Here is a 21,565-nt window from a genome sequence, read left to right as displayed (position 1 = left end):
TTATGTTTTGTTTTAGAGATGTAAAGAAATAGCATGGCAAAAATCCGAAGTATAGCGACTTATTTGCACATTAATGCCGTCGTAACCGGCGACTAACGAATCAACTGTTAAAGAAAAGTAAATTCAGCTAAGTTGATTGCTTACAAAAGATGAAATTCAGAGGCGGTAGAATGTCGCGAAAAGATGGGGTGTTGGCGCTACTGGTAGTGGTTGTATGGGGGCTAAATTTTGTGGTCATCAAAGTGGGGCTTCATAACATGCCACCGCTGATGCTGGCCGGTTTGCGCTTTATGCTGGTCGCTTTCCCGGCCATCTTTTTTGTCGCACGACCGAAAGTACCACTGAATTTGCTGCTGGGGTATGGATTAACTATCAGTTTTGCGCAGTTTGCCTTTCTGTTTTGCGCCATTAACTTTGGTATGCCTGCTGGACTGGCCTCGCTGGTGTTACAGGCACAGGCGTTTTTTACTATTGTGCTCGGTGCGTTTACTTTTGGCGAACGGCTGCACGGTAAGCAACTGGCGGGGATCGCGTTAGCGATTTTTGGCGTACTGGTGTTAATCGAAGATAGTTTTAACGGTCAGCATGTGGCGATGCTCGGCTTTATGTTGACCCTGGCGGCAGCATTTAGTTGGGCGTGCGGCAATATCTTCAATAAAAAAATAATGTCACACTCAACGCGTCCGGCAGTGATGTCGCTGGTCATCTGGAGCGCATTAATCCCGATCATTCCTTTCTTTGTTGCCTCGCTGATTCTCGATGGTTCCGCAACCATGATTCACAGTCTGGTCACTATCGATATGACCACCATCTTGTCTCTGATGTATCTGGCGTTTGTGGCGACAATTGTTGGTTATGGGATCTGGGGGACGTTACTGGGACGCTATGAAACCTGGCGGGTTGCACCGTTATCGTTACTGGTGCCCGTAGTAGGACTGGCAAGTGCGGCACTATTGCTGGATGAACGCTTAACGGGTCTGCAATTCTTTGGTGCGGTGCTCATTATGACCGGGCTGTATATCAATGTATTTGGTATGCGGTGGCGTAAAGCCGTGAAAGTGAGAGGCTAAAAGGCCCCGAGATGTCGGGGCCAGAATAAATTACATAGCGTGTTGATTATAATAGGGCACGCCGAGCGCATCCGATTTATCACTGCCTGTGCTCATGTGGTTAAAATCAAATGGTGATTGTTCCGGTGATGGGGGAACAACCACCACATTGCCACAGGAAGTAACAACCGGCTGCGTGGTTTGTTCCGCAAAGCTCTGCGCAGAGAAGAGAATAAGCGCGGTTACCATTGCGGATAAAAGTGGTTTCATGATTGCCTCAGTGACGTTGTCACGTTATCAACTAGCTGTTGTAATGATTTAATGGATGTAAAAAGCGCGATTCGCCCTGCATATTGGTCATCCGGTATTTATGTGGCGGAACATCAAAGTAATTTTTGAAGGTTCGGGTCAGAGTTTGTTGCGACTCGAAGCCATATCGTTCTGCCAGATAGAGTATCGGCTCGTTACTTTCCTTCAGCTTTTGCGCGATTTCCGTCATCTTACGGCTGCGGATGTATTGGCCTAATGAATGACCGGTTTCTTTTTTAAACATCCGTTGCAGGTGCCATTTGGAGTAACCCGAACGCTCTGACACTTTCTCCAGTGACAGTGGCGATTCCAGGTTATCCTCGATCCAGTCCAAAATGCTATGAATGGTAATAGCGTCAGTATTGCGTCTGGACATCGTCATACCTCTTTTTTTGTTTACGGCAGGACTTTCTTAAGCAAATGCTCAAGTGTTGCCACTTCGTCCGCCGTCAGGTTTTTTGTTAATTCTTGATGCAGGTCCTGGCCAACTAATTGATGGCATTGTTCACATATTGCCGCGCCGCTGGTGGTAAGTTTTACCAGTACGCCGCGCTTGTCATTCGGGTTCGGCAACCTTTCCACCCAGCCTTTACAAACCAGGCGATCCAGCATACGGGTCAGCGCTCCCAGGTCGACCGACAACACTTTTTTCAGTTCAACCGGAGTAATACACGACGCGCAGCGGATAGAGCAGAGCACCTTAAACTGTGCCGCGGTAATATCCAGCGGAGACAGATACTCGTTAAGCAGGCGATCTTTCTTCTGATTAACCATATGGATTAAGCGACCCAATGGAATAATTTCATTGAACAGATCGCTGGTACTTTTCACATTAGTTGCCCTGGCAAGTAATTAGTTGCAGGGGATAATATTGCCCAGGCAAGTATAAGTCAAATGAATGAATTGACCGATGCCACGTTTTGCTAAATCGGTTCAAGTTTTGGTCAATGCGATTTAAGGCTAGCTAAAGAGTGACACTTTATCGTTGTTTACCCCTTATACTTTTCGCTGATAACCCAGATACACAGGATAACAACCACCAATGTTAGATTTGTTTAAAGCAATAGGCCTGGGGCTGGTGGTGTTACTGCCGTTAGCTAACCCATTAACAACTGTCGCGTTATTTCTTGGTCTGGCAGGCAACATGAACAGTGCCGAACGTAATCGTCAGTCGTTGATGGCCTCGGTGTACGTCTTTGCCATCATGATGGTGGCGTATTACGCCGGGCAACTGGTGATGGATACATTTGGCATTTCGATTCCCGGTCTGCGAATTGCAGGCGGCTTAATCGTCGCGTTTATCGGTTTTCGGATGCTCTTTCCGCAACAGAAAGCGATTGATTCACCGGAAGCGAAAAGCAAGTCGGAAGAGCTGGAAGATGAACCCAGCGCCAATATTGCCTTTGTACCTCTGGCAATGCCTAGTACCGCCGGTCCGGGAACCATTGCGATGATTATTAGCTCGGCGTCCACTGTGCGTCAGAGTTCAACCTTCGCTGATTGGGTACTGATGGCTGCGCCGCCGCTGATTTTTTTCCTGGTGGCGGTTATTTTGTGGGGAAGTCTACGCAGCTCTGGCGCAATTATGCGGCTGGTGGGCAAGGGGGGAATTGAAGCGATCTCCCGTCTGATGGGATTCCTGCTGGTATGTATGGGTGTGCAGTTTATTATTAACGGCATCCTGGAAATCATTAAAACGTATCATTAAAAAAGGCCCGAATGGGCCTTTCAACTATTGCGTCTGTTCTTCGAGTGTCACTGGCCAGCGGCGAAAAATGATGATTGACCATATTAACGCGGCAAAAGCAGGCACCGCGCCCACATAACCAATCATCGACATTGACCAGTGCAGACTGACCTGATTACCTACCAACGCGCCAGCGCCGATTCCAATATTAAATATTCCCGAGAATAGCGCCATCGCGACGTCGGTGGCATCTGGTGCCAGCGCCAGCACTTTAACCTGCATACCAAGCCCGATGATCATCATCGCGATCCCCCAGAAAATACTCAGCACCCCGAGGTGTATTTCACTGTTCGCCGAAGGTAGCAGCAGTGCGAGGCACACCAGCAACAACGCAATCGCCGTACTCACCAACGCAGACGCATACTGATTACCCAGTTTACCGAAAATCACGCTGCCAATAATGCCCGCACCACCGAGTAATAACAGTAATGCCGTGGCAAAGTTGGCGCTGAATCCCGCAATGTTTTGCACAAAAGGCTCGATATAGCTGTATGCCGTGTAATGGGCGGTGACAACCACCACAGTTAACAAATAAATGCTCATTAATGCCGGGCGGCGGAACAATAGCGGAAGGCTTTTCAACGACCCTGAATGCTCGCTGGGGAGTAAGGGAAGTAACTTAATCAGGCACAGAAGGGTGATAAATGCCCCGATACCGATCGCGAAGAAGGTCATACGCCAACCGAAATACTGCCCCACAATGCGCCCGAGAGGTAAACCTAATACCATCGCCAGAGCTGTACCGGTGGCAATTAAACTCAATGCCTGTGCTCGCTTTCCGGCCGGAGCCATACGGATCGCCAGAGACGCCGTAATCGACCAGAAAATCGCATGTGCAAAAGCCACACCAATGCGACTGATCACCAGAACGGTAAAGCTCCACGACAAAAACGACAGTACGTGGCTGGCAATAAACACCACAAACAGGCAGATCAGTAATTTGCGGCGTTCAACCTGGCTTGTCATTAGCATAAAAGGCAATGACATTAGCGCCACTACCCATGCATAAATGGTTAACATGATACCGACTTGAGCGGTTTGCATATGGAAACTTTGTGCGATGTCAGAAAGCAGGCCAACAGGGACAAATTCGGTAGTATTGAAGATGAAAGCGGCGACTGCCAGCGTAACGACCCGTAGCCACGCCACTTTGCGGGAAACAGTGTTTGTTGTCATAACAGATTATCGGGTGAGTTGCGAAAAGTAATGAAATGATCTTAAAACGGTTAATGATGTGAATACAATGCATTTGTGATCTAGATCGCATTTCCATCTCTCTGACGGTTGTTCTGTCACGCGTCAGAGAGTTGTTAACATCACATTTTAATGACGATCAGGAAGGTCTGGCGTTTTGGTGGCTGATGGTAAAGGTGGCCTCACAGGGGAACGAGGCCTGTTGTCCAGTAGTTCTTCGTTACTAATTTTGGGCGGAATTTCATTTTTTACAAAAAGTTTTAAAATCTTGCGTGCCATACGATGGATACTTTTATCTTCACTTAATAATGCCGGTATCAACACATCATTCAGGTCATTTTCATTAGGTTTCATAAAAATTTGAAAGTGCAATAACATATTTGTAAAAAATAAGAATAGACTCTGAAAGTGAGGTATTTCTTTGTTTGATAAAAGCGATAAAAAGCAGATACAAACTTCAGGTAGTACTTGTTTGTTAGAACCTAATGAATCCATGAGGTTTTGTAATAACTCCTCTTTTAATGGGTTATCCTTTATGTCGTAGATGGCGGTGATTAAGTTTGGGTTTTTATTCGCGAACCACCTGTGGACCTGCGGCTTATTCCATAGTCGTGGGAGTATGACAAAATTACCACGAGAGATAAAGTTCAGTACGAATAAATCAAACTGACGTAAGTAATCTGCAGCGGTATGATGCTCAGGAGGAAGAGGTTCAATATGTGGAGTATGAGACCTTTTGATGGGGACGCCGGGGCTGATCATTGGAAATTGTTCAATAAAGTCATTAAGAAATAGAAAGAGCACACGCTCGACGCCGGTCTGAAAGGCCCGACCCATAGTGACAGGCTTTGGGTCGGGAGCACAATAAATATTAATTTCCCCATCGTGGCGAAAATTATCTAAATAAATAGGGCTTAAATTTATTACTACCTGAAATTCAATGTTTTCTTTATGTCTTCCATTCTTAACAGGATAAGTGAGTTTAAATTGAACCTTTTCATTGTATAGCGTGTCGTTATCTCGGAAAGTTGTCCTCTGTATATAAGATAGGTTATCAAGATTATTGAATATCTTTTTGGTGTTTGAATTGATGTTTAAAGACGTACGCCACTCCTCATCACATATTATAATGCTGAGCGCATCAATAAAATCCTTCAAAACTTCTTTTACCTGAGGTGCAATATTGCGAACGGGAAAATCATCAGGAAGTGAGATGAAATTGCTGATGCTTACTGGCGTAACCATATTTGCCCCATATAGTCATAAGTCATCGGAACATCACTATATAGAGCATATGAGCTGCAAGAACTATCAAAAATAGCTCATTGGGAAGACTGTTTTGCTGAGTCAGGCACATCGAGCAGTTGAATAAACGCTTCAAGAGGACGCGTTTTCGCACCGCGACGCCAGACCAGCCAGGTTGTTAACCAACGCCATTGCTCAGCCAACGGCCACGCTTCAACCTGGTGATGCCCCGGCATACTTTCCAGCATTGAGCGTGGGATAAGTGCAATGCCCGCACCTGCAACCACACAGGCTAACATACCGTGATACGACTCCATCTCATGGATGGTCCCCGGCGCTGCACCGTCGGCATGAAACCAGCTTTCAAAGTGGCGACGATATGAACAATTGGCACGGAATGCATAAATGTTACAGCCATTAACCTGACTGGCGCGGGTTACTGGTGCATGTCCTTGCGGCGTGACAATCATCAACTCCTCGCGGTAGACCGGTATTCCATCAATAGCAGTATGGTTAATGGGCCCATCAATAAATGCCGCATTCAGTTTTCCCTCCAGCACCCCTTCCAGCATGGTGCCGGAAGGACCGGTGGAAAGCGAAAACTGAATTTTGGGATAACGACGGTTAAACTCCGCCAGCGTGGGCGGAATGCGCACTGCTGCGGTGCTTTCCAGCGAACCAAGAGAAAATAAACCTTGCGGCTCATCGCCAGCGACAACATTCCGCGCTTCATCCACTAACGCGAGAATGTGTTGGCTATAGCGTAAAAAGTTATGCCCGGCAGGCGAGAGACGTAAACGCTGATTCTCGCGAATAAACAGATCAACCCCCAGTTCTGTTTCCAGCTGGCGTAGACGGGTAGTGAGATTCGACGGGACGCGATGCACTTTTGCTGCAGCCTGGGTAATGCTGCCAGCTTCGGCAACCGCGTTGAACATCTCCAGTTGGGTCAGATCCATGGCATTCTCAATTCGTGAATAAGTGGCTTAATATTATTCATTTTCAAGCAAGAGTAAATCTGCGTATCTTTTTACCATAACCCATAAAGGAGATACCCCGATGACCATTACTCCGGCAACCCATGCAATTTCGATAAATCCTGCCACTGGTGAACAACTTTCTGTGCTGCCGTGGGCTGGCGCTGACGATATAGAAAACGCACTTCAGCTGGCGGCAGCAGGCTTTCGCGACTGGCGCGAGACAAATATAGATTATCGTGCTGAAAAACTGCGTGATATCGGTAAGGCTCTGCGCGCCCGTAGCGAAGAAATTGCGCAAATGATCACCCGTGAAATGGGCAAACCGATCAACCAGGCGCGTGCTGAAGTGGCGAAATCGGCGAATTTGTGTGACTGGTATGCAGAACATGGTCCGGCGATGCTGAAGGCGGAACCTACGCTGGTGGAAAATCAGCAGGCGGTTATTGAGTATCGACCGTTGGGGACGATTCTGGCGATTATGCCGTGGAATTTTCCGTTATGGCAGGTGATGCGTGGCGCTGTTCCCATCATTCTTGCAGGTAACGGCTACTTACTTAAACATGCGCCGAATGTGATGGGCTGTGCACAGCTCATTGCCCAGGTGTTTAAAGATGCGGGGATCCCGCAAGGCGTATATGGCTGGCTGAATGCTGACAACGACGGTGTCAGTCAGATGATTAAAGACTCGCGCATTGCTGCTGTCACAGTGACCGGAAGTGTTCGTGCGGGAGCAGCTATTGGCGCACAGGCTGGAGCGGCACTGAAAAAATGTGTACTGGAACTGGGCGGTTCGGATCCGTTTATTGTGCTTAACGATGCCGATCTGGAACTTGCGGTGAAAGCGGCGGTAGCCGGACGTTATCAGAATACCGGACAGGTTTGTGCAGCGGCAAAACGCTTTATTATCGAAGAGGGAATTGCTTCGGCATTTACCGAACGTTTTGTGGCAGCTGCGGCAGCCTTGAAAATGGGCGATCCCCGTGACGAAGAGAACGCTCTCGGACCAATGGCTCGTTTTGATTTACGTGATGAGCTGCATCATCAGGTGGAGAAAACCCTGGCGCAGGGGGCGCGTTTGTTACTGGGCGGGGAAAAGATGGCTGGGGCAGGTAACTACTATCCGCCAACGGTTCTTTCGAATGTCACACCAGAAATGACTGCATTTCGGGAAGAGATGTTTGGCCCCGTTGCGGCAATCACTATTGCAAAGGATGCAGAACATGCGCTGGAACTGGCTAATGATAGCGAGTTCGGTCTTTCAGCGACCATTTTCACCACCGACGAAACACGGGCCAGACAGATAGCGGCACATCTGGAATGCGGTGGCGTGTTTATCAATGGTTATTGTGCCAGTGATGCGCGAGTTGCCTTTGGTGGCGTGAAGAAGAGTGGCTTTGGTCGTGAACTTTCCCATTTCGGTTTACATGAGTTCTGTAATATCCAGACGGTGTGGAAAGACCGGATCTGACGCTACATATTCAGCTCTGATATACTCGCAGGTCTTTTCAGACCTGCGGTCCAGGAGTAGAAAGTGGCAGTCGCCATGGATAATGCAATTTTAGAAAACATCTTGCGGCAAGTGCGGCCGCTCATTGGTCAGGGTAAAGTCGCGGATTATATTCCGGCGCTGGCGACGGTTGATGGTTCCCGACTGGGCATAGCTATCTGTACCGTTGACGGACAGCTTTTTCAGGCCGGAGACGCACAAGAACGTTTTTCCATTCAGTCTATTTCCAAAGTGCTGAGTCTCGTTGTCGCCATGCGTCATTACTCCGAAGAGGAAATCTGGCAACGCGTCGGCAAAGATCCGTCTGGATCACCGTTCAATTCTTTAGTGCAACTGGAAATGGAGCAGGGTATTCCGCGTAATCCGTTTATTAATGCCGGTGCGTTGGTGGTCTGCGATATGTTGCAAGGGCGATTAAGCGCTCCTCGGCAACGTATGCTGGAAGTCGTGCGCGGCTTAAGCGGTGTGTCTGATATTTCCTACGATACGGTGGTAGCGCGTTCCGAATTTGAACACTCCGCGCGAAATGCGGCTATCGCCTGGCTGATGAAGTCGTTTGGCAATTTCCATCATGACGTGACAACCGTTCTGCAAAACTACTTTCATTACTGCGCTCTGAAAATGAGCTGTATAGAGCTGGCCCGGACGTTTGTCTTTCTGGCTAATCAGGGGAAAGCTATTCATATTGATGAACCTGTGGTGACGCCAATGCAGGCGCGGCAAATTAACGCGCTGATGGCGACCAGTGGTATGTACCAGAACGCGGGGGAGTTTGCCTGGCGGGTGGGACTACCGGCAAAATCTGGCGTTGGTGGCGGTATTGTGGCGATTGTTCCGCATGAAATGGCCATCGCAGTCTGGAGCCCGGAACTGGATGATGCCGGTAACTCGCTTGCGGGCATTGCTGTCCTTGAACAATTGACGAAACAATTAGGGCGTTCGGTTTATTAATGCAGTCTCTCGATCCACTCTTCGCGCGTTTATCCCGTTCAAAATTTCGCTCTCGCTTTCGTTTGGGTGTGAAAGAGCGTCAGTATTGTCTGGAGAAAGGCGCGCCAGTCATCGAACAACATGCGGCGGATTTTGTCTCTAAACGTCTTGCTCCGGCATTACCGGCTAACGACGGTAAGCAAACCCCCATGCGCGGGCATCCGGTGTTTATCGCTCAGCACGCCACTGCAACCTGTTGTCGCGGTTGTCTGGCTAAGTGGCATAACATTCCGCAGGGTGTTTCGTTAAGCGGGGAACAACAACGTTATATCGTGTCGGTAATCTATCACTGGTTGGTTATACAGATGAATCAGCCATGATAATTGCGGAAAACGATAAAATAGCATTCCCAGGATATCTTTATTTGCCGCCGCTGTCAGCGAACATGCTATCCTTTATGAGAATTTACTTATTACGTTGAGATAATTGCCACCCGCAATTGTATGGACAGATAATTAATGCATGTACAGCCCATTTCAACTTTCCGTTTGTTCCAGGAAGGTCATCTGCTACGTAATAGCATCGCTATTTTTGTGCTAACCACGCTGTTCTATTTTATTGGTGCAGAGTTACGGCTGGTTCACGAACTTTCTCTTTTCTGGCCGCTGAATGGCGTAATGGCGGGGGTGTTTGCCCGCTATGTCTGGCTTAATCGACTGCATTACTATGCGATCAGTTATGTGGCAATGCTGGTTTATGATGCCATAACCACCGAATGGGGGCTGGTTTCACTGGCTATCAATTTCTCCAATATGATGTTTATTGTTACCGTCGCCTTACTGGTCGCGCGGGATAAGCGTCTGGGGAAAAATAAGTACGAGCCAGTAAGTGCCTTACGGCTATTTAATTACTGTCTGATTGCCGCATTATTATGCGCTATTGTCGGGGCGATTGGTTCGGTCAGTATTGATAGTCTGGATTTCTGGCCTTTGCTTGCCGACTGGTTCAGTGAGCAATTCTCAACGGGCGTGTTGATCGTGCCTTGTATGCTGACGTTGGCAATTCCTGGAGTGCTGCCGCGCTTTAAAGCAGAACAGATGATGCCCGCTATCGCGCTTATTGTGTCGGTTGTTGCCTCGGTAGTCATTGGCGGAGCGGGGAGTCTGGCGTTCCCGCTGCCTGCATTAATCTGGTGTGCAGTGCGCTATACGCCGCAGGTAACATGTCTGTTGACCTTTGTCACCGGTGCGGTGGAAATCGTACTGGTGGCAAATTCGGTGATTGATATCTCGGTCGGTTCGCCGTTCTCCATTCCGCAAATGTTCTCCGCACGTCTCGGTATTGCCACGATGGCGATATGCCCAATTATGGTTTCTTTTAGCGTGGCAGCGATCAATTCGCTAATGAAGCAAGTTGCGCTGCGAGCCGACTTTGATTTTCTGACTCAGGTTTACTCACGGTCCGGTCTTTATGAGGCGCTGAAAAGTCCATCGCTGAAACAGACACAACATCTGACTGTCATGCTGCTTGATATCGACTATTTCAAAAGCATTAACGATAACTATGGACATGAATGTGGCGATAAAGTGTTAAGCGTGTTTGCCCAGCATATTCAAAAGATTGTCGGTGATAAGGGGCTGGTGGCGCGAATGGGCGGCGAAGAATTTGCTGTTGCAGTGCCATCGGTGAATCCTGTCGATGGTCTGTTAATGGCGGAAAAAATCCGTAAAGGCGTTGAACTGCAACCATTCACCTGGCAACAAAAAACGCTTTATCTCACGGTAAGTATTGGCGTCGGTAGTGGTTGCGCATCGTACCGAACGCTGACCGATGACTTTAATAAATTGATGGTCGAAGCCGATACATGTCTGTATCGCTCGAAGAAAGATGGGCGCAACCGTACCAGCACTATGCGTTACGGTGAGGAAGTTGTCTGACATCTTTATCCATGCAGAGCGATTTTAACGGAATGTGTTCTACCACTTTATTGAGCGAATAAAAGGCGTAGTTCCTCGATTAAACCATGATCCGCGCCACACTTTTCTCATAAAACTGCTCATTAATCATCAGGAGTTGATCAAAACAGGGGTTCGGCGTATTAAAGTTTGCTAACCTGTCGTACCAATTCAAACAGGTTGTATGACTAATCAGAAGGGAACCCATTGTGAAAACACTAAATCGTCGCGATTTTCCCGGTGCACAGTATCCAGAACGTATCATTCAGTTTGGTGAAGGTAACTTCCTGCGCGCCTTTGTTGACTGGCAAATCGATCTCCTGAATGAGCACACCGATCTGAATTCTGGCGTGGTCGTTGTTCGTCCGATTGAAACTTCATTCCCGCCGTCACTGAGCACGCAGGATGGTCTTTACACCACTATTATCCGTGGCCTGAACGAGAAGGGTGAAGCGGTCAGCGACGCGCGTCTGATTCGCTCTGTTAATCGTGAAATCAGCGTTTACAGTGAATACGATGAATTCCTGAAACTGGCGCACAATCCGGAAATGCGCTTTGTGTTCTCTAACACCACCGAAGCGGGTATCAGCTACCATGCGGGCGATAAATTCGATGACGCACCAGCGGTAAGCTATCCGGCAAAACTGACCCGTCTGCTGTTCGAACGTTTCAGCCATTTCAACGGAGCGCAGGATAAAGGTTGGATCATCATTCCGTGTGAGTTGATTGACTACAATGGCGATGCGTTGCGTGAACTGGTGCTGCACTACGCACAGGAGTGGGCACTGCCAGAAGCATTTATTCAATGGCTGGATCAGGCTAACAGCTTCTGTTCTACGCTGGTGGACCGTATCGTTACCGGTTATCCACGTGATGAAGTGACCAAACTGGAAGAAGAGCTGGGTTATCACGATGGTTTCCTCGACACCGCTGAACACTTTTACCTGTTTGTGATTCAGGGGCCGAAATCCTTAGCGACTGAGCTGCGTCTGGACAAATATCCGCTCAACGTGCTGATTGTTGACGATATTAAACCGTATAAAGAGCGCAAAGTGGCAATCCTCAACGGTGCACACACGGCGCTGGTGCCGGTGGCGTTCCAGGCAGGGCTGGATACTGTAGGTGAAGCGATGAACGATGCTGAAATTTGTGCATTCGTTGAAAAAGCCATCTACGAAGAGATTATTCCGGTACTGGATTTGCCTCGTGATGAACTGGAATCTTTCGCCAGTGCAGTCACCGGACGTTTCCGTAATCCGTACATCAAGCATCAGCTGCTGTCTATCGCGCTTAACGGTATGACCAAGTTCCGCACCCGTATCCTGCCGCAGCTGCTGGCAGGGCAGAAGGCAAACGGCACACTTCCGGCGCGTCTCTCTTTCGCATTAGCAGCATTGATTGCGTTCTATCGCGGTGAGCGTAATGGAGAAACATATCCGGTACAGGACGATGCGCACTGGCTGGAACGTTATCAGCAACTCTGGAGCCAGCATCGTGACGGTGTTATCGGTACCCAGGAACTGGTTGCTATAGTGTTGGCAGAAAAAGACCATTGGGAGCAGGACCTGACGCAAGTGCCTGGTCTGGTCGAGCTGGTTGCTAATGACCTGGATGCGATTCTCGAAAAAGGAATGCGTGAAGCGGTACGCCCGTTGTGCTAATACTCTGAACCCGGTTTCGACCGGGTTTCTTATTTCACTATATTAGTTACAACATCCTATGTGCCTTTATCATTAACAGGTGCCACATGCAGCACCTGTTAATGTTGTAAGCTTGTAGGTAATTTGTAAGTAGTGTCTTGAGAATGTGATCGTAATCACGTTTAATAGGGCGACTTTTCCACGCCTGAAGATAACCATGATCGTTCGTCCACAACAACACTGGCTGCGCCGTATTTTTGTCTGGCACGGTTCAGTATTATCCAAGATATCCTCGCGCTTACTACTCAATTTTCTCTTTTCTATCGCTGTTATTTTCATGCTGCCCTGGTACACGCATTTGGGAATCAAATTCACCCTCGCACCGTTCAGCATTCTCGGTGTCGCCATCGCCATTTTTCTTGGTTTTCGTAATAATGCCGGGTACGCCCGTTACGTTGAAGCGCGAAAACTTTGGGGGCAGTTGATGATTGCCTCACGGTCGTTACTGCGCGAGGTAAAAACGACATTGCCGGATTCGGCAAGTGTAAGGGAGTTTGCACGGCTGCAAATCGCCTTCGCCCACTGTTTACGCATGACATTACGCAAACAACCACAGGCGGAAGTGCTGGCACATTATCTCAAGACTGAAGATCTTCAGCGTGTACTGGCTTCAAACACTCCAGCTAACCGTATCTTGTTGATAATGGGGGAGTGGTTGGCGGTTCAGCGACGCAATGGACAGCTTTCAGATATCCTGTTTATTAGTCTTAACGATCGGCTCAACGATATTTCGGCGGTTCTGGCAGGCTGTGAGCGTATTGCCTATACGCCAATTCCTTTTGCCTACACCCTGATTTTGCATCGTACCGTGTATCTGTTTTGTATCATGCTGCCGTTCGCGCTGGTTGTGGATCTGCATTACATGACGCCTTTTATCTCTGTGCTGATTTCCTACACTTTTATTTCGCTGGATTGTCTGGCGGAAGAGCTGGAAGATCCGTTCGGTACTGAAAACAATGATTTACCGCTGGATGCCATCTGCAACGCTATTGAAATTGACCTGTTACAGATGAACGATGAAGCAGAAATTCCAGCAAAAATTCTTCCCGATCGTCATTACCAGCTGACGTAATAATTACTCCGTACGCCGGGCAACAATAAACAGACGCGGAAATGCCAGCAGTATCTCTCCGTTCTCTTGCAGTGGATACTGCTCTTCCAGCATCTGATGGTAGCGCGTAAGAAAATGCTGCTGTTCGCTCTCGGTCAGATCCTGTAACCACGGACGTAATCCAGTGGCGGTCACCCAATCGATAATCGCCTGGTGCGACGGCATCTGGTGATAGTAGGTGGTTCGCCAGATATCGACCTCACATCCGGCTTCGCTCAAAATATCGTAGTAAGCATGAACGCCAGCCAGCGGCTCACGCCCGCGATCCGGATAATTTTGTTCCCAGGCGACTTCGCGCATGAGCACATGGGTTGGCTCTAGCCAGTTATCCGGCATTTGTACCGCCAGCACGCCCTGCGGACTGAGTAACGAAACCAGATGAGGGAACAGTTCGTAATGGTCGGGCAGCCATTGCAGCGAGGCATTAGCAAAAATCAGATCGAGTGCCTGTTCCGGTTGCCAGTTGCGGATGTCTGCTTCCACGAACTGGCAGTCTGGCAAAGCACTGCGCGCTTCAGCAATCATCGCCGGAGACGAGTCGATGCCTGTTATCCTGGCCGCAGGCCAACGTTGATGCAGCAGGGCGGTGCTGTTACCTGGGCCACAGCCAAGATCGGCAACGTATTCGATATTCTCCAGCGGCACTCTGGCAAGCAGCTCCACCGCCGGACGCGATCGTTCAGCGGCAAAGTGCAGATATAAAGAGGGGTTCCAGTCAGACATTTATTTACTCCCGTCAGTGCGTTACCCCAATTGTAGATAAAACTGATAAATTCGCCTCACGGCATCAATCCATTGAACAGACGTTTTTTACGCGGCCCGGTCATTAAAGATTCCAGTTTTGCGACACAGGTTTTGTAGTGGGGCGTGGTTTTATGGAACGCCACTGCGTCTTCATCTTTATAAGCTTCGTAGATATAAAAGCGCGAATTCACTTCCGGGTCCTGTAAGACATCGAAGCGCAAATTGCCTTCTTCCTGTACCGAGCCCAGGTGGTTCTGGCGAAAAACCTCGATAAACTCGTCAACCTTGTCTTCATGAACGTTAATTTCAACCAGTGTGACGTGCATGATTCTTCTCCTTAAATCCGCAGTTACTGTTTTTCACTCAGATAGAGTTCATATGCCCGATCAGCCGTTTCGTTATGGTGTACCACCGCCTGTATGGCTTTCATCATCGCCACCGGATGGTCAGACTGGAAAATATTACGCCCCATATCCACACCAGAAGCGCCCTGATCGATAGCCTGCCAGCACATTTCCAGCGCCTCGCGCTCCGGTAATTTTTTACCGCCAGCAATAACAATGGGTACCGGACATCCGGCAACAATCCGTTCAAAACCTTTATCGACATAATAAGTTTTGATAATCTGCGCCCCCATTTCAGCGGCGATTCGGGTAGCCAGCGAGAAATAACGTTGGTCGCGCACCATATCTTTGCCCACGCCAGTCACGGCCATGGTCGGCATTCCTACTTTCATTCCGGCATCGACCAGCTGAATAATATTTTTAATCGACTGATGTTCATATTCACTGCCGATATAAACCTGCGCTGCCACCGCGCAACTGTTCAGGCGCACGGCGTCATCCATCGATAACGCCACGGCTTCATTACTTAATTCCGCCAGAATAGAGTTCGCACCAGACGCCCGCAGTACTACCGGCTTATTGGTCGCCGGGGGGACTACGCTGCGCAAAATGCCGCGCGTACACATTAATACATCGGCATGTTCAAACAGCGGGGCGATATTTATATCAATGCGTTCAAGTCCGGTAGTCGGCCCCTGAAAATAACCATGGTCAAAGGCCAGCATCACGGTTTTACCCGTTTTCGGATTAAATATCCGTGATAAGCGTGACTGCATTCCCCAATCCAGCGCACCGCAACCTTTCAGGATAAAAGGGATATTTTGTTGCGGTTGATCGGTGCGAAAATCTTTACCATCTTTAATATCGTCTAAATCTGCCATAACGTACTCCAGTTAAGTAATGCACATCAGAAATCGTATTTGCCGATATTCTCTTTGTTGAATATCACGCGCTCCGGTAACAGTACGATGCCATTACCATCCGCTTCGTAGTCATAGCCCTGAACGCTGTTTGGCGAGACTTCAACCTGACCTACGCCCTGAATATTCAGCTTGTCGCCCGTTTTCATTGATCCTTTTTTCAATAATGCATCCGCGACATAAACTGAAATTTTGCCTTGCTGAACCACATCCCACAGGCCAAATTCTTTCACCGTGCCGCGCTCTACATACGGACGCATCACGTTTGGCGTACTGAATCCGACAATCGCAACTTTGTCATTTTTCAGGTTTTCTGCGGCTTGTGCGGCAGCGGGCAGGGCGTTGGCGTCCGGGGCGATAATGGCGTCGAGATCGCTATAGGCTTTTAATATTCCTTCTGCGGTTTGTAACGATTTAGTGGCATCGTTATAGCCAAACTGCGTAGTGACAATTTCCCAGCCTGGATGGTCTTTGGCGATTTTCGCTTTCGCCTCTTTCACCCACTGGTTTTGGTCCGTAACGGTGGGGCTTGAGTAGAAAAACGCGACTTTGGCTTTGTCCTTATTCACCTGACGCGCCGCCATATCCACCAACATACCTCCCAACTGGGCGGGCGTTCCCTGATTAATGTAGTAAGAGCGGCACTCCGGTTTGGTATCAGAGTCCCAGGTCAGCACTCTCACGCCACGTTGCATGGCGCGTTTCAGTGCCGGACACAAGCCATCAGGCGAAACCGCAGAAACGATAATGGCGTTATACCCCTGATTGACGAAGTTATTAATCAACTGTACCTGACCAGAAACACTGGGTTCTGTCGGCCCGTCGTAGGTCACATCAACGCCCAGCTCTTTACCAGCTTGTTGTGCGCCGTTGCCACCGCTGGTAAAAAATCCCACGCCAACCAGTTTGGGAATAAAAGCAATACGCTCTGCGGCCTGCACATTCATAGAGATTGCGGCAATGCCAAGAGCGCTAAGTAAGGCGATTTTCTTAAAGCGATGAAGTGTCATGAAGATATCCTTTATGGCAATGGGTTATTGGCCCGACGCGCCAGCCACTCTTTAATTTGCTGGCGATGCAGGCTAACGGAACGACCTACGACAACGACGATAAGCAGCGCACCGGAAAGGGCGCTGGACACCTGATTTGGCACTCCTGCCATTTGCAAACCTTGTTGCAAATATCCCACTAGTAAAACCGCAATGGCGGTGCCGATAATGGAACCGGAACCACCATAAATATTGGCACCGCCAAGCACCACGGCGGTGATGGCGGGCATCAGAAACGACGCACCGAGATCGGAACGTGCTGAACCAAAATACGATACCAGCAGCACAGCGGCGACCGCAGACGCCAGCCCCGTCATGGCATAGAGCGCACATAAGGTGCGGTTAACTTTAATCGCGCTATAAAGCGCCACGCGCGGGCTTTGCCCAATCAAAAACACATTACGTCCGGCATGGGTTTTATGCAGCCAGAGCCAGAAAACGAGGAGACATATCAGAAAGATAATCAGCGGAACGGGGAGTCCCAGCACATCCAGGTTAGCGAAATCTGTAAACGCCATCGGGAATCCACCAATACCTTCGTACCCCGTCGCTCCGGCCATCCCGGAAAGCAGCAGAGCGCTTCCGGCAAACAGATACAGCGTGCCAAGCGTAATCACCAGCGGGTTAACTTTGGTATAGATAATTAATCCGGCGTTAATCAGCCCGCACAATGCGCCGAGCAGAAAGGTCAGAAGAATCGCCAGCGGCATCGGCACGCCGCTTTGAAACAGTACGCCTAATGCAATGGCGCACAAGCCGATGGTCGAGCCAAACGAAATATCGATCCCGCCACTGACAATCACCATCGTCAGCGGTAGGGCGACAATGCCAATGCAGATAAAGTCACTGGTGCTGAACAGCAACATATTGAGATCTAACATCCGCGGGTTAATTGCACCAAATGCGACAATCTCAATAACGAGCAGTGCGGCAAGAGCTAGTTCCCAACCGTAGCGAATACGCATTACGCGGCCTCCCGTTTTTTACCTGACGAAGCGGGTTTAACGGATGGCGGTGGCGTCATAAAGCGGGCATATTTTTGCCGCCGTAGATTACGTTCCAGCGCACAACGCAGGCGTCCATCAAACACCAGCACCGCCAGCAGAACCAGGCCCGCGATAAAATCATTCCACCATGCCGGAATGCGCAACAGCACCAGTACACTATCGATCTGCGTCAGGAACCATGCGCCGAGTACAGCACCGATGATCGCACCGGAACCGCCGAGCAAACTAATACCGCCCAGCACGCAGGCTGCAATCGCTTTCATCTCCAGCCCGGTACCGGTCTGGTTGGGAATAAAACCGATCTGCGAAGCAAACACAATCCCCGCCAGTGCCGCCATGCAGCCGTTCAACGAAAATGCCACAATCCTAATGGCTTCCGTACGAACGCCCAGTTGACGAGCGCCCTGCAAATTATCGCCCGTGGCATAAAAACTGCGTCCAAACGCCGTCTTCGCCAGCAGCCAGGCCATAAATGCCACCAGAATTATCGTCAACCAACCAATTGCTGAAACGCCAAACAGCAGCGGGGCGGAGAGTTGTTTCAGTTCGGCGGGTAACCCCTCAATCCATTTACCGCCAGTCCACAGCAACATGATGCCCCTGTACAACCCTAACGTGCCAAGGGTGGCAACAATGGCAGGGATCTTTAGCCACGCGACCAGGACACCGTTGAAAAATCCCGCGAGCAAACCAAGCAGTAAAGTCGCGACACAAGCAACAGGTAGTGAATATCCTGCGTTTAATAACATCCCCAACAGCACCGCGCACATTCCGGTAATCGAACCCACTGAAACATCAATATTGCGTGTCAGCATCACCAGCGTCGCGCCCATTGCCAGCAGGATCAGGATTTGCGCGCTGCTATAAACCATGGTTAGCGTTTGCAGACTTAAATACTGGCGGTCGAGAAAACCAGGCAATACAAAAAGAAGCACCACTGCCAGCAGGGCCGTGATTTCACGGTTGTTCTGGATAAATTTCAGCATGACGCCTCCTTGCGGTGAGCATCACCGAAGGCGACACGCATAATGGTATCGACATTAATATCGCGTCCCGTCAGTGCCGAGTGGGTAATCTCTCCCTGATGCATTACATACACGCGATCTGCCATCAGTTCGATCTCTTCCAGATCGGAGGAGATAAGCAGCACAGCCACATTTTGTGCGGCGATGCTGTGCAGCAGCTGGTAGATATCACTACGGGCCGAAACATCAACGCCGCGCGTCGGCTCATCGACAATCAATACTTGCGGCGAGGCTTCAAGACACTTGGCGATCAGGATTTTTTGCTGGTTGCCACCGGATAATGTCCGTGCAGCTTGTTCAGATTGGTTAAATTTAATATTCAGCGCCCGACGATAACGTTCCAGTGTGGCATTATCTTTCGCAGTTTTCGCCCAGAATCCACGAAGGTTGTGGGTCAGGGCGCAAACGTTCCAGGCCAGCGAGGCATCGAGATTCAATCCGGATGACTGGCGATCCTCCGGCAAATAAACAAGACCGCGCAGTAAACGTTCTCCGGTAGATAATTTATTGATCTCCTTACCATTCAGCATAATGCATCCGCCACGCAAAGTGCGTAAACCATATAGTGTCTCAGCCAGTTCCGTACGTCCGGCACCCACAAGCCCAGCCAGCCCCAGTATTTCTCCGGCATTAAGCGTCAAGCTAACATTCATAAAACCTTCGCCGGTCAGGTTTTCCAGTGTCAGCACCGGCGTTCCGGCGGCATGTTGTGGGCGGTTGCCAGGTAACTCCAGCCATAATTTTTGGCTGGCAGAGAGCGATTTTTCCCGTAGCGCTGGCGTGATGGCCTGAATGATGTCGTCGGTAGACAGCTCACAGGTTTTGCCACTTAACGCGATAGTTCCGTCGCGCATCACGCTAATACGATCGGCAATTTGGCGAATTTCCGGCAGTTTATGTGAGATAAAAACAATACCCACGCCAGTGGCGAGCAGTTCCCGTAAACGGCTAAACAAGCGTTCGGTTTCCGCAGGGGTAAGCGACGCTGTAGGTTCATCGAGAATGAGAATTTGCGAATCGCGCATCAGACCGCGCAGGATTTCCACCATTTGGCGGTCGGCAATATCCAGCGATCCTGCCAGACTATGCAGATCAAACTGGCAGCCCAGCGCCGCCAGCAAGTTCTTCAGTTTCTGCATGGAGAGCTGTTTTTTTGCCAGCCCAAACAGAATGTTTTCTTTTATCGACAGGCTTGGGAAAAGCAGCGGTTCCTGGGGAACGAGATAAATACCCAACTGATGAGCATGAACTGGCGTTAATCTGGTGTAGTTGTTGCCCCCAATCTCCAGCGTACCGCTATCAGCAGGGGTAATACCGGCAATGATCTTCATTAACGTCGATTTACCGGCACCATTGCCGCCAAGCAGGGCGTGGACTTCCCCCTGATGCAACGTAAAATCGATGCCTTTCAGGACATTAACCCCTGAATACTGTTTATAAACCGAGCGGGCGCAAAGTAGCGGTAACGCGCGGGTATCACTCGTTAGCATGTTTCCCCCGTTCAGTTTTGCAGGTGAGTTTTGAACAAATGTATTTCTGCTTTCAATTTGTTCATAAACCTTAGGTGGACATTGCACATATTTCCGACGAATAGATCACAATTTATGCTATTTTGATTTTCACGGTTGCGTTTGTTCATGCTCGTAGAGTCAAACTGTGGTTGCTATCACAGATATAAATGCGCAAGAACTGAACAATTGCATTAAAGATTTAAATATGTTCAAAGTGAAGAATGAATTATGACAATCAACGATTCGGCAATTTCAGAACAGGGAATGTGTGAAGAAGAACAGGTCGCGCGGATCGCGTGGTTTTACTATCACGACGGGCTGACCCAGAGCGAGATCAGCGAGCGTCTCGGGCTGACTCGCTTGAAAGTGTCGCGATTACTGGAAAAAGGGCATCAGTCCGGCATTATTCGCGTGCAGATTAATTCTCGCTTTGAAGGCTGTCTGGAATATGAAACTCAATTACGTTGTCAGTATTCGCTGCAACATGTCCGGGTGATCCCTGGGCTTGCGGATGCTGATGTCGGTGGGCGACTAGGGATAGGCGCGGCGCATATGTTGATGAGTTTACTTCAACCACAACAGATGCTGGCGATTGGTTTTGGCGAGGCAACCATGAATACGCTGCAACGCTTAAGTGGTTTTATTTCGTCGCAGCAAATTCGCCTGGTCACGCTCTCCGGTGGCGTCGGTTCTTATATGACGGGTATCGGGCAGCTTAATGCGGCGTGCAGTGTGAATATTATTCCGGCTCCGCTGCGGGCATCCTCCGCTGACATTGCCCATACGCTAAAAAATGAAAATTGCGTCAAAGATGTTCTGTTAGCCGCACAAGCTGCGGATGTGGCGATTGTCGGCATTGGGGCCGTGAGTCAACAAGACGACGCGACGATCATTCGCTCCGGTTATATCAGTCAGGGCGAACAGTTAATGATTGGCCGAAAAGGGGCGGTTGGCGACATTTTAGGCTACTTTTTTGATGCAAAAGGTGACGTTGTCACGGATATTAAAATACATAACGAACTGATTGGCTTACCTTTAAGCGCGCTGAAGACCATTCCCGTCCGGGTTGGCGTGGCAGGGGGAGAAAATAAAGCCGAAGCCATTGCCGCTGCAATTAAAGGCGGCTATATCAACGCACTGGTTACCGATCAGGACACAGCAGCGGCGATTTTACGTAGTTAAATTTGCATGACCTTATTACCGGGAATGATGGAGAACGTATAGAGGAACAGACAGAA

At 49.3% G+C, this 21,565-nt stretch carries 22 protein-coding genes; 9 read left to right on the top strand and 13 right to left on the bottom strand.

Annotated features, from left to right (window positions below; translation table 11 throughout):
* Positions 1-170: 170 nt before the first annotated feature.
* Positions 171-1,070 (top strand): O-acetylserine/cysteine exporter, encoded by a 900-nt coding sequence (gene eamA / locus AACU19_RS20880; protein ID WP_032184269.1) that lies wholly within the window; start codon positions 171-173, stop codon positions 1,068-1,070.
* Positions 1,071-1,100: 30 nt separating this feature from the next.
* Here eamA and marB read toward each other — a convergent pair whose 3' ends face one another.
* The 3 genes from marB to marR are packed head-to-tail and all read right to left on the bottom strand — an operon-like array spanning position 1,101 to position 2,189.
* On the bottom strand, positions 1,101-1,319 hold the full coding sequence (gene marB, locus AACU19_RS20875; protein WP_000803540.1) for a multiple antibiotic resistance protein MarB: 219 nt from the start codon (positions 1,317-1,319) through the stop codon (positions 1,101-1,103).
* Positions 1,320-1,350: 31 nt separating this feature from the next.
* Positions 1,351-1,734, bottom strand: coding sequence for an MDR efflux pump AcrAB transcriptional activator MarA (marA, locus tag AACU19_RS20870; protein WP_000091199.1), 384 nt, complete (start codon positions 1,732-1,734; stop codon positions 1,351-1,353).
* Between the two features lie 20 nt (positions 1,735-1,754).
* Entirely contained in the window at positions 1,755-2,189 is a 435-nt protein-coding gene (gene marR / locus AACU19_RS20865) for a multiple antibiotic resistance transcriptional regulator MarR (RefSeq protein WP_000843424.1), read from the bottom strand.
* A gap of 211 nt (positions 2,190-2,400) precedes the next feature.
* On the opposite strand from marR, the gene marC reads away from it, so the two are divergent.
* Entirely contained in the window at positions 2,401-3,066 is a 666-nt protein-coding gene (gene marC, locus AACU19_RS20860; protein ID WP_000885028.1) for an NAAT family transporter MarC, read from the top strand.
* A 24-nt stretch (positions 3,067-3,090) separates the two neighbouring features.
* Here the strand turns inward: marC and ydeA are convergent, their stop codons facing one another.
* From ydeA to ptrR, 3 genes are all read right to left on the bottom strand, one after another.
* Positions 3,091-4,281 (bottom strand): L-arabinose MFS transporter, encoded by a 1,191-nt coding sequence (gene ydeA / locus AACU19_RS20855; RefSeq protein ID WP_088541882.1) that lies wholly within the window; start codon positions 4,279-4,281, stop codon positions 3,091-3,093.
* 147 nt (positions 4,282-4,428) lie between these two features.
* On the bottom strand, positions 4,429-5,544 hold the full coding sequence (yneK, locus tag AACU19_RS20850; protein ID WP_088541883.1) for a putative protein YneK: 1,116 nt from the start codon (positions 5,542-5,544) through the stop codon (positions 4,429-4,431).
* Positions 5,545-5,621: 77 nt separating this feature from the next.
* Positions 5,622-6,503, bottom strand: coding sequence for a putrescine utilization regulator PtrR (gene ptrR / locus AACU19_RS20845; protein ID WP_105278480.1), 882 nt, complete (start codon positions 6,501-6,503; stop codon positions 5,622-5,624).
* Positions 6,504-6,603: 100 nt separating this feature from the next.
* Here ptrR and sad point away from each other — a divergent pair, with 100 nt between their 5' ends.
* The 6 genes from sad to AACU19_RS20815 all read left to right on the top strand — a co-directional run bounded on the left by sad (position 6,604) and on the right by AACU19_RS20815 (position 13,688).
* The gene (sad, locus tag AACU19_RS20840; RefSeq protein ID WP_105278479.1) at positions 6,604-7,992 is read left to right on the top strand and encodes a succinate-semialdehyde dehydrogenase; all 1,389 of its coding nucleotides are present in this window, start codon (positions 6,604-6,606) and stop codon (positions 7,990-7,992) included.
* A gap of 63 nt (positions 7,993-8,055) precedes the next feature.
* Positions 8,056-8,982 carry a glutaminase B gene (gene glsB, locus AACU19_RS20835; RefSeq protein ID WP_000257402.1) on the top strand — a complete coding sequence of 309 codons (927 nt, stop codon included), beginning with the start codon at positions 8,056-8,058 and terminating at the stop codon, positions 8,980-8,982.
* On the top strand, positions 8,982-9,341 hold the full coding sequence (locus tag AACU19_RS20830; protein WP_001191039.1) for a DUF4186 domain-containing protein: 360 nt from the start codon (positions 8,982-8,984) through the stop codon (positions 9,339-9,341). The genes glsB and AACU19_RS20830 overlap by 1 nt, the downstream gene beginning before the upstream one ends.
* A gap of 138 nt (positions 9,342-9,479) precedes the next feature.
* The gene (locus AACU19_RS20825; protein WP_123057639.1) at positions 9,480-10,898 is read left to right on the top strand and encodes a sensor domain-containing diguanylate cyclase; all 1,419 of its coding nucleotides are present in this window, start codon (positions 9,480-9,482) and stop codon (positions 10,896-10,898) included.
* 227 nt (positions 10,899-11,125) lie between these two features.
* Positions 11,126-12,577, top strand: coding sequence for a tagaturonate reductase (gene uxaB / locus AACU19_RS20820; RefSeq protein ID WP_105278478.1), 1,452 nt, complete (start codon positions 11,126-11,128; stop codon positions 12,575-12,577).
* Between the two features lie 196 nt (positions 12,578-12,773).
* Entirely contained in the window at positions 12,774-13,688 is a 915-nt protein-coding gene (locus AACU19_RS20815) for a bestrophin family protein (RefSeq protein WP_039021838.1), read from the top strand.
* A 3-nt stretch (positions 13,689-13,691) separates the two neighbouring features.
* Here AACU19_RS20815 and tam read toward each other — a convergent pair whose 3' ends face one another.
* From tam to lsrA, 7 genes are read right to left on the bottom strand one after another with little or no spacing between them, the layout of a single operon-like run.
* Positions 13,692-14,450 carry a trans-aconitate 2-methyltransferase gene (tam, locus tag AACU19_RS20810; RefSeq protein ID WP_001286550.1) on the bottom strand — a complete coding sequence of 253 codons (759 nt, stop codon included), beginning with the start codon at positions 14,448-14,450 and terminating at the stop codon, positions 13,692-13,694.
* Positions 14,451-14,506: 56 nt separating this feature from the next.
* Entirely contained in the window at positions 14,507-14,797 is a 291-nt protein-coding gene (gene lsrG, locus AACU19_RS20805) for a (4S)-4-hydroxy-5-phosphonooxypentane-2,3-dione isomerase (RefSeq protein WP_000558527.1), read from the bottom strand.
* A gap of 23 nt (positions 14,798-14,820) precedes the next feature.
* On the bottom strand, positions 14,821-15,696 hold the full coding sequence (gene lsrF / locus AACU19_RS20800) for a 3-hydroxy-5-phosphonooxypentane-2,4-dione thiolase (protein ID WP_105278477.1): 876 nt from the start codon (positions 15,694-15,696) through the stop codon (positions 14,821-14,823).
* A gap of 26 nt (positions 15,697-15,722) precedes the next feature.
* Positions 15,723-16,745, bottom strand: coding sequence for an autoinducer 2 ABC transporter substrate-binding protein LsrB (lsrB, locus tag AACU19_RS20795; RefSeq protein WP_088541886.1), 1,023 nt, complete (start codon positions 16,743-16,745; stop codon positions 15,723-15,725).
* Between the two features lie 11 nt (positions 16,746-16,756).
* Positions 16,757-17,749, bottom strand: a complete 993-nt coding sequence (gene lsrD, locus AACU19_RS20790; protein WP_001222710.1) for an autoinducer 2 ABC transporter permease LsrD — start codon at positions 17,747-17,749, stop codon at positions 16,757-16,759.
* Positions 17,749-18,777 carry an autoinducer 2 ABC transporter permease LsrC gene (lsrC, locus tag AACU19_RS20785; RefSeq protein WP_105278476.1) on the bottom strand — a complete coding sequence of 343 codons (1,029 nt, stop codon included), beginning with the start codon at positions 18,775-18,777 and terminating at the stop codon, positions 17,749-17,751. Before lsrC ends, lsrD begins: the two co-directional genes overlap by 1 nt.
* Positions 18,771-20,306: an autoinducer 2 ABC transporter ATP-binding protein LsrA gene (lsrA, locus tag AACU19_RS20780; RefSeq protein WP_105278475.1), complete on the bottom strand. Its 1,536-nt coding sequence runs from the start codon at positions 20,304-20,306 to the stop codon at positions 18,771-18,773. The genes lsrC and lsrA overlap by 7 nt, the downstream gene beginning before the upstream one ends.
* Positions 20,307-20,555: 249 nt before the next feature.
* Between lsrA and lsrR the strand changes: the two genes are divergently transcribed.
* Entirely contained in the window at positions 20,556-21,509 is a 954-nt protein-coding gene (gene lsrR, locus AACU19_RS20775) for a transcriptional regulator LsrR (protein ID WP_105277010.1), read from the top strand.
* Positions 21,510-21,565 lie beyond the last annotated feature (56 nt).

The organism is Escherichia sp. MOD1-EC4550 (assembly GCF_963876935.1).
Taxonomy (GTDB): Bacteria; Pseudomonadota; Gammaproteobacteria; order Enterobacterales; family Enterobacteriaceae; genus Escherichia; species Escherichia coli_F.
The sequence above is the reverse complement of the archived record's forward strand: the minus strand, read 5'-3'. Positions and strand labels throughout refer to the sequence as shown.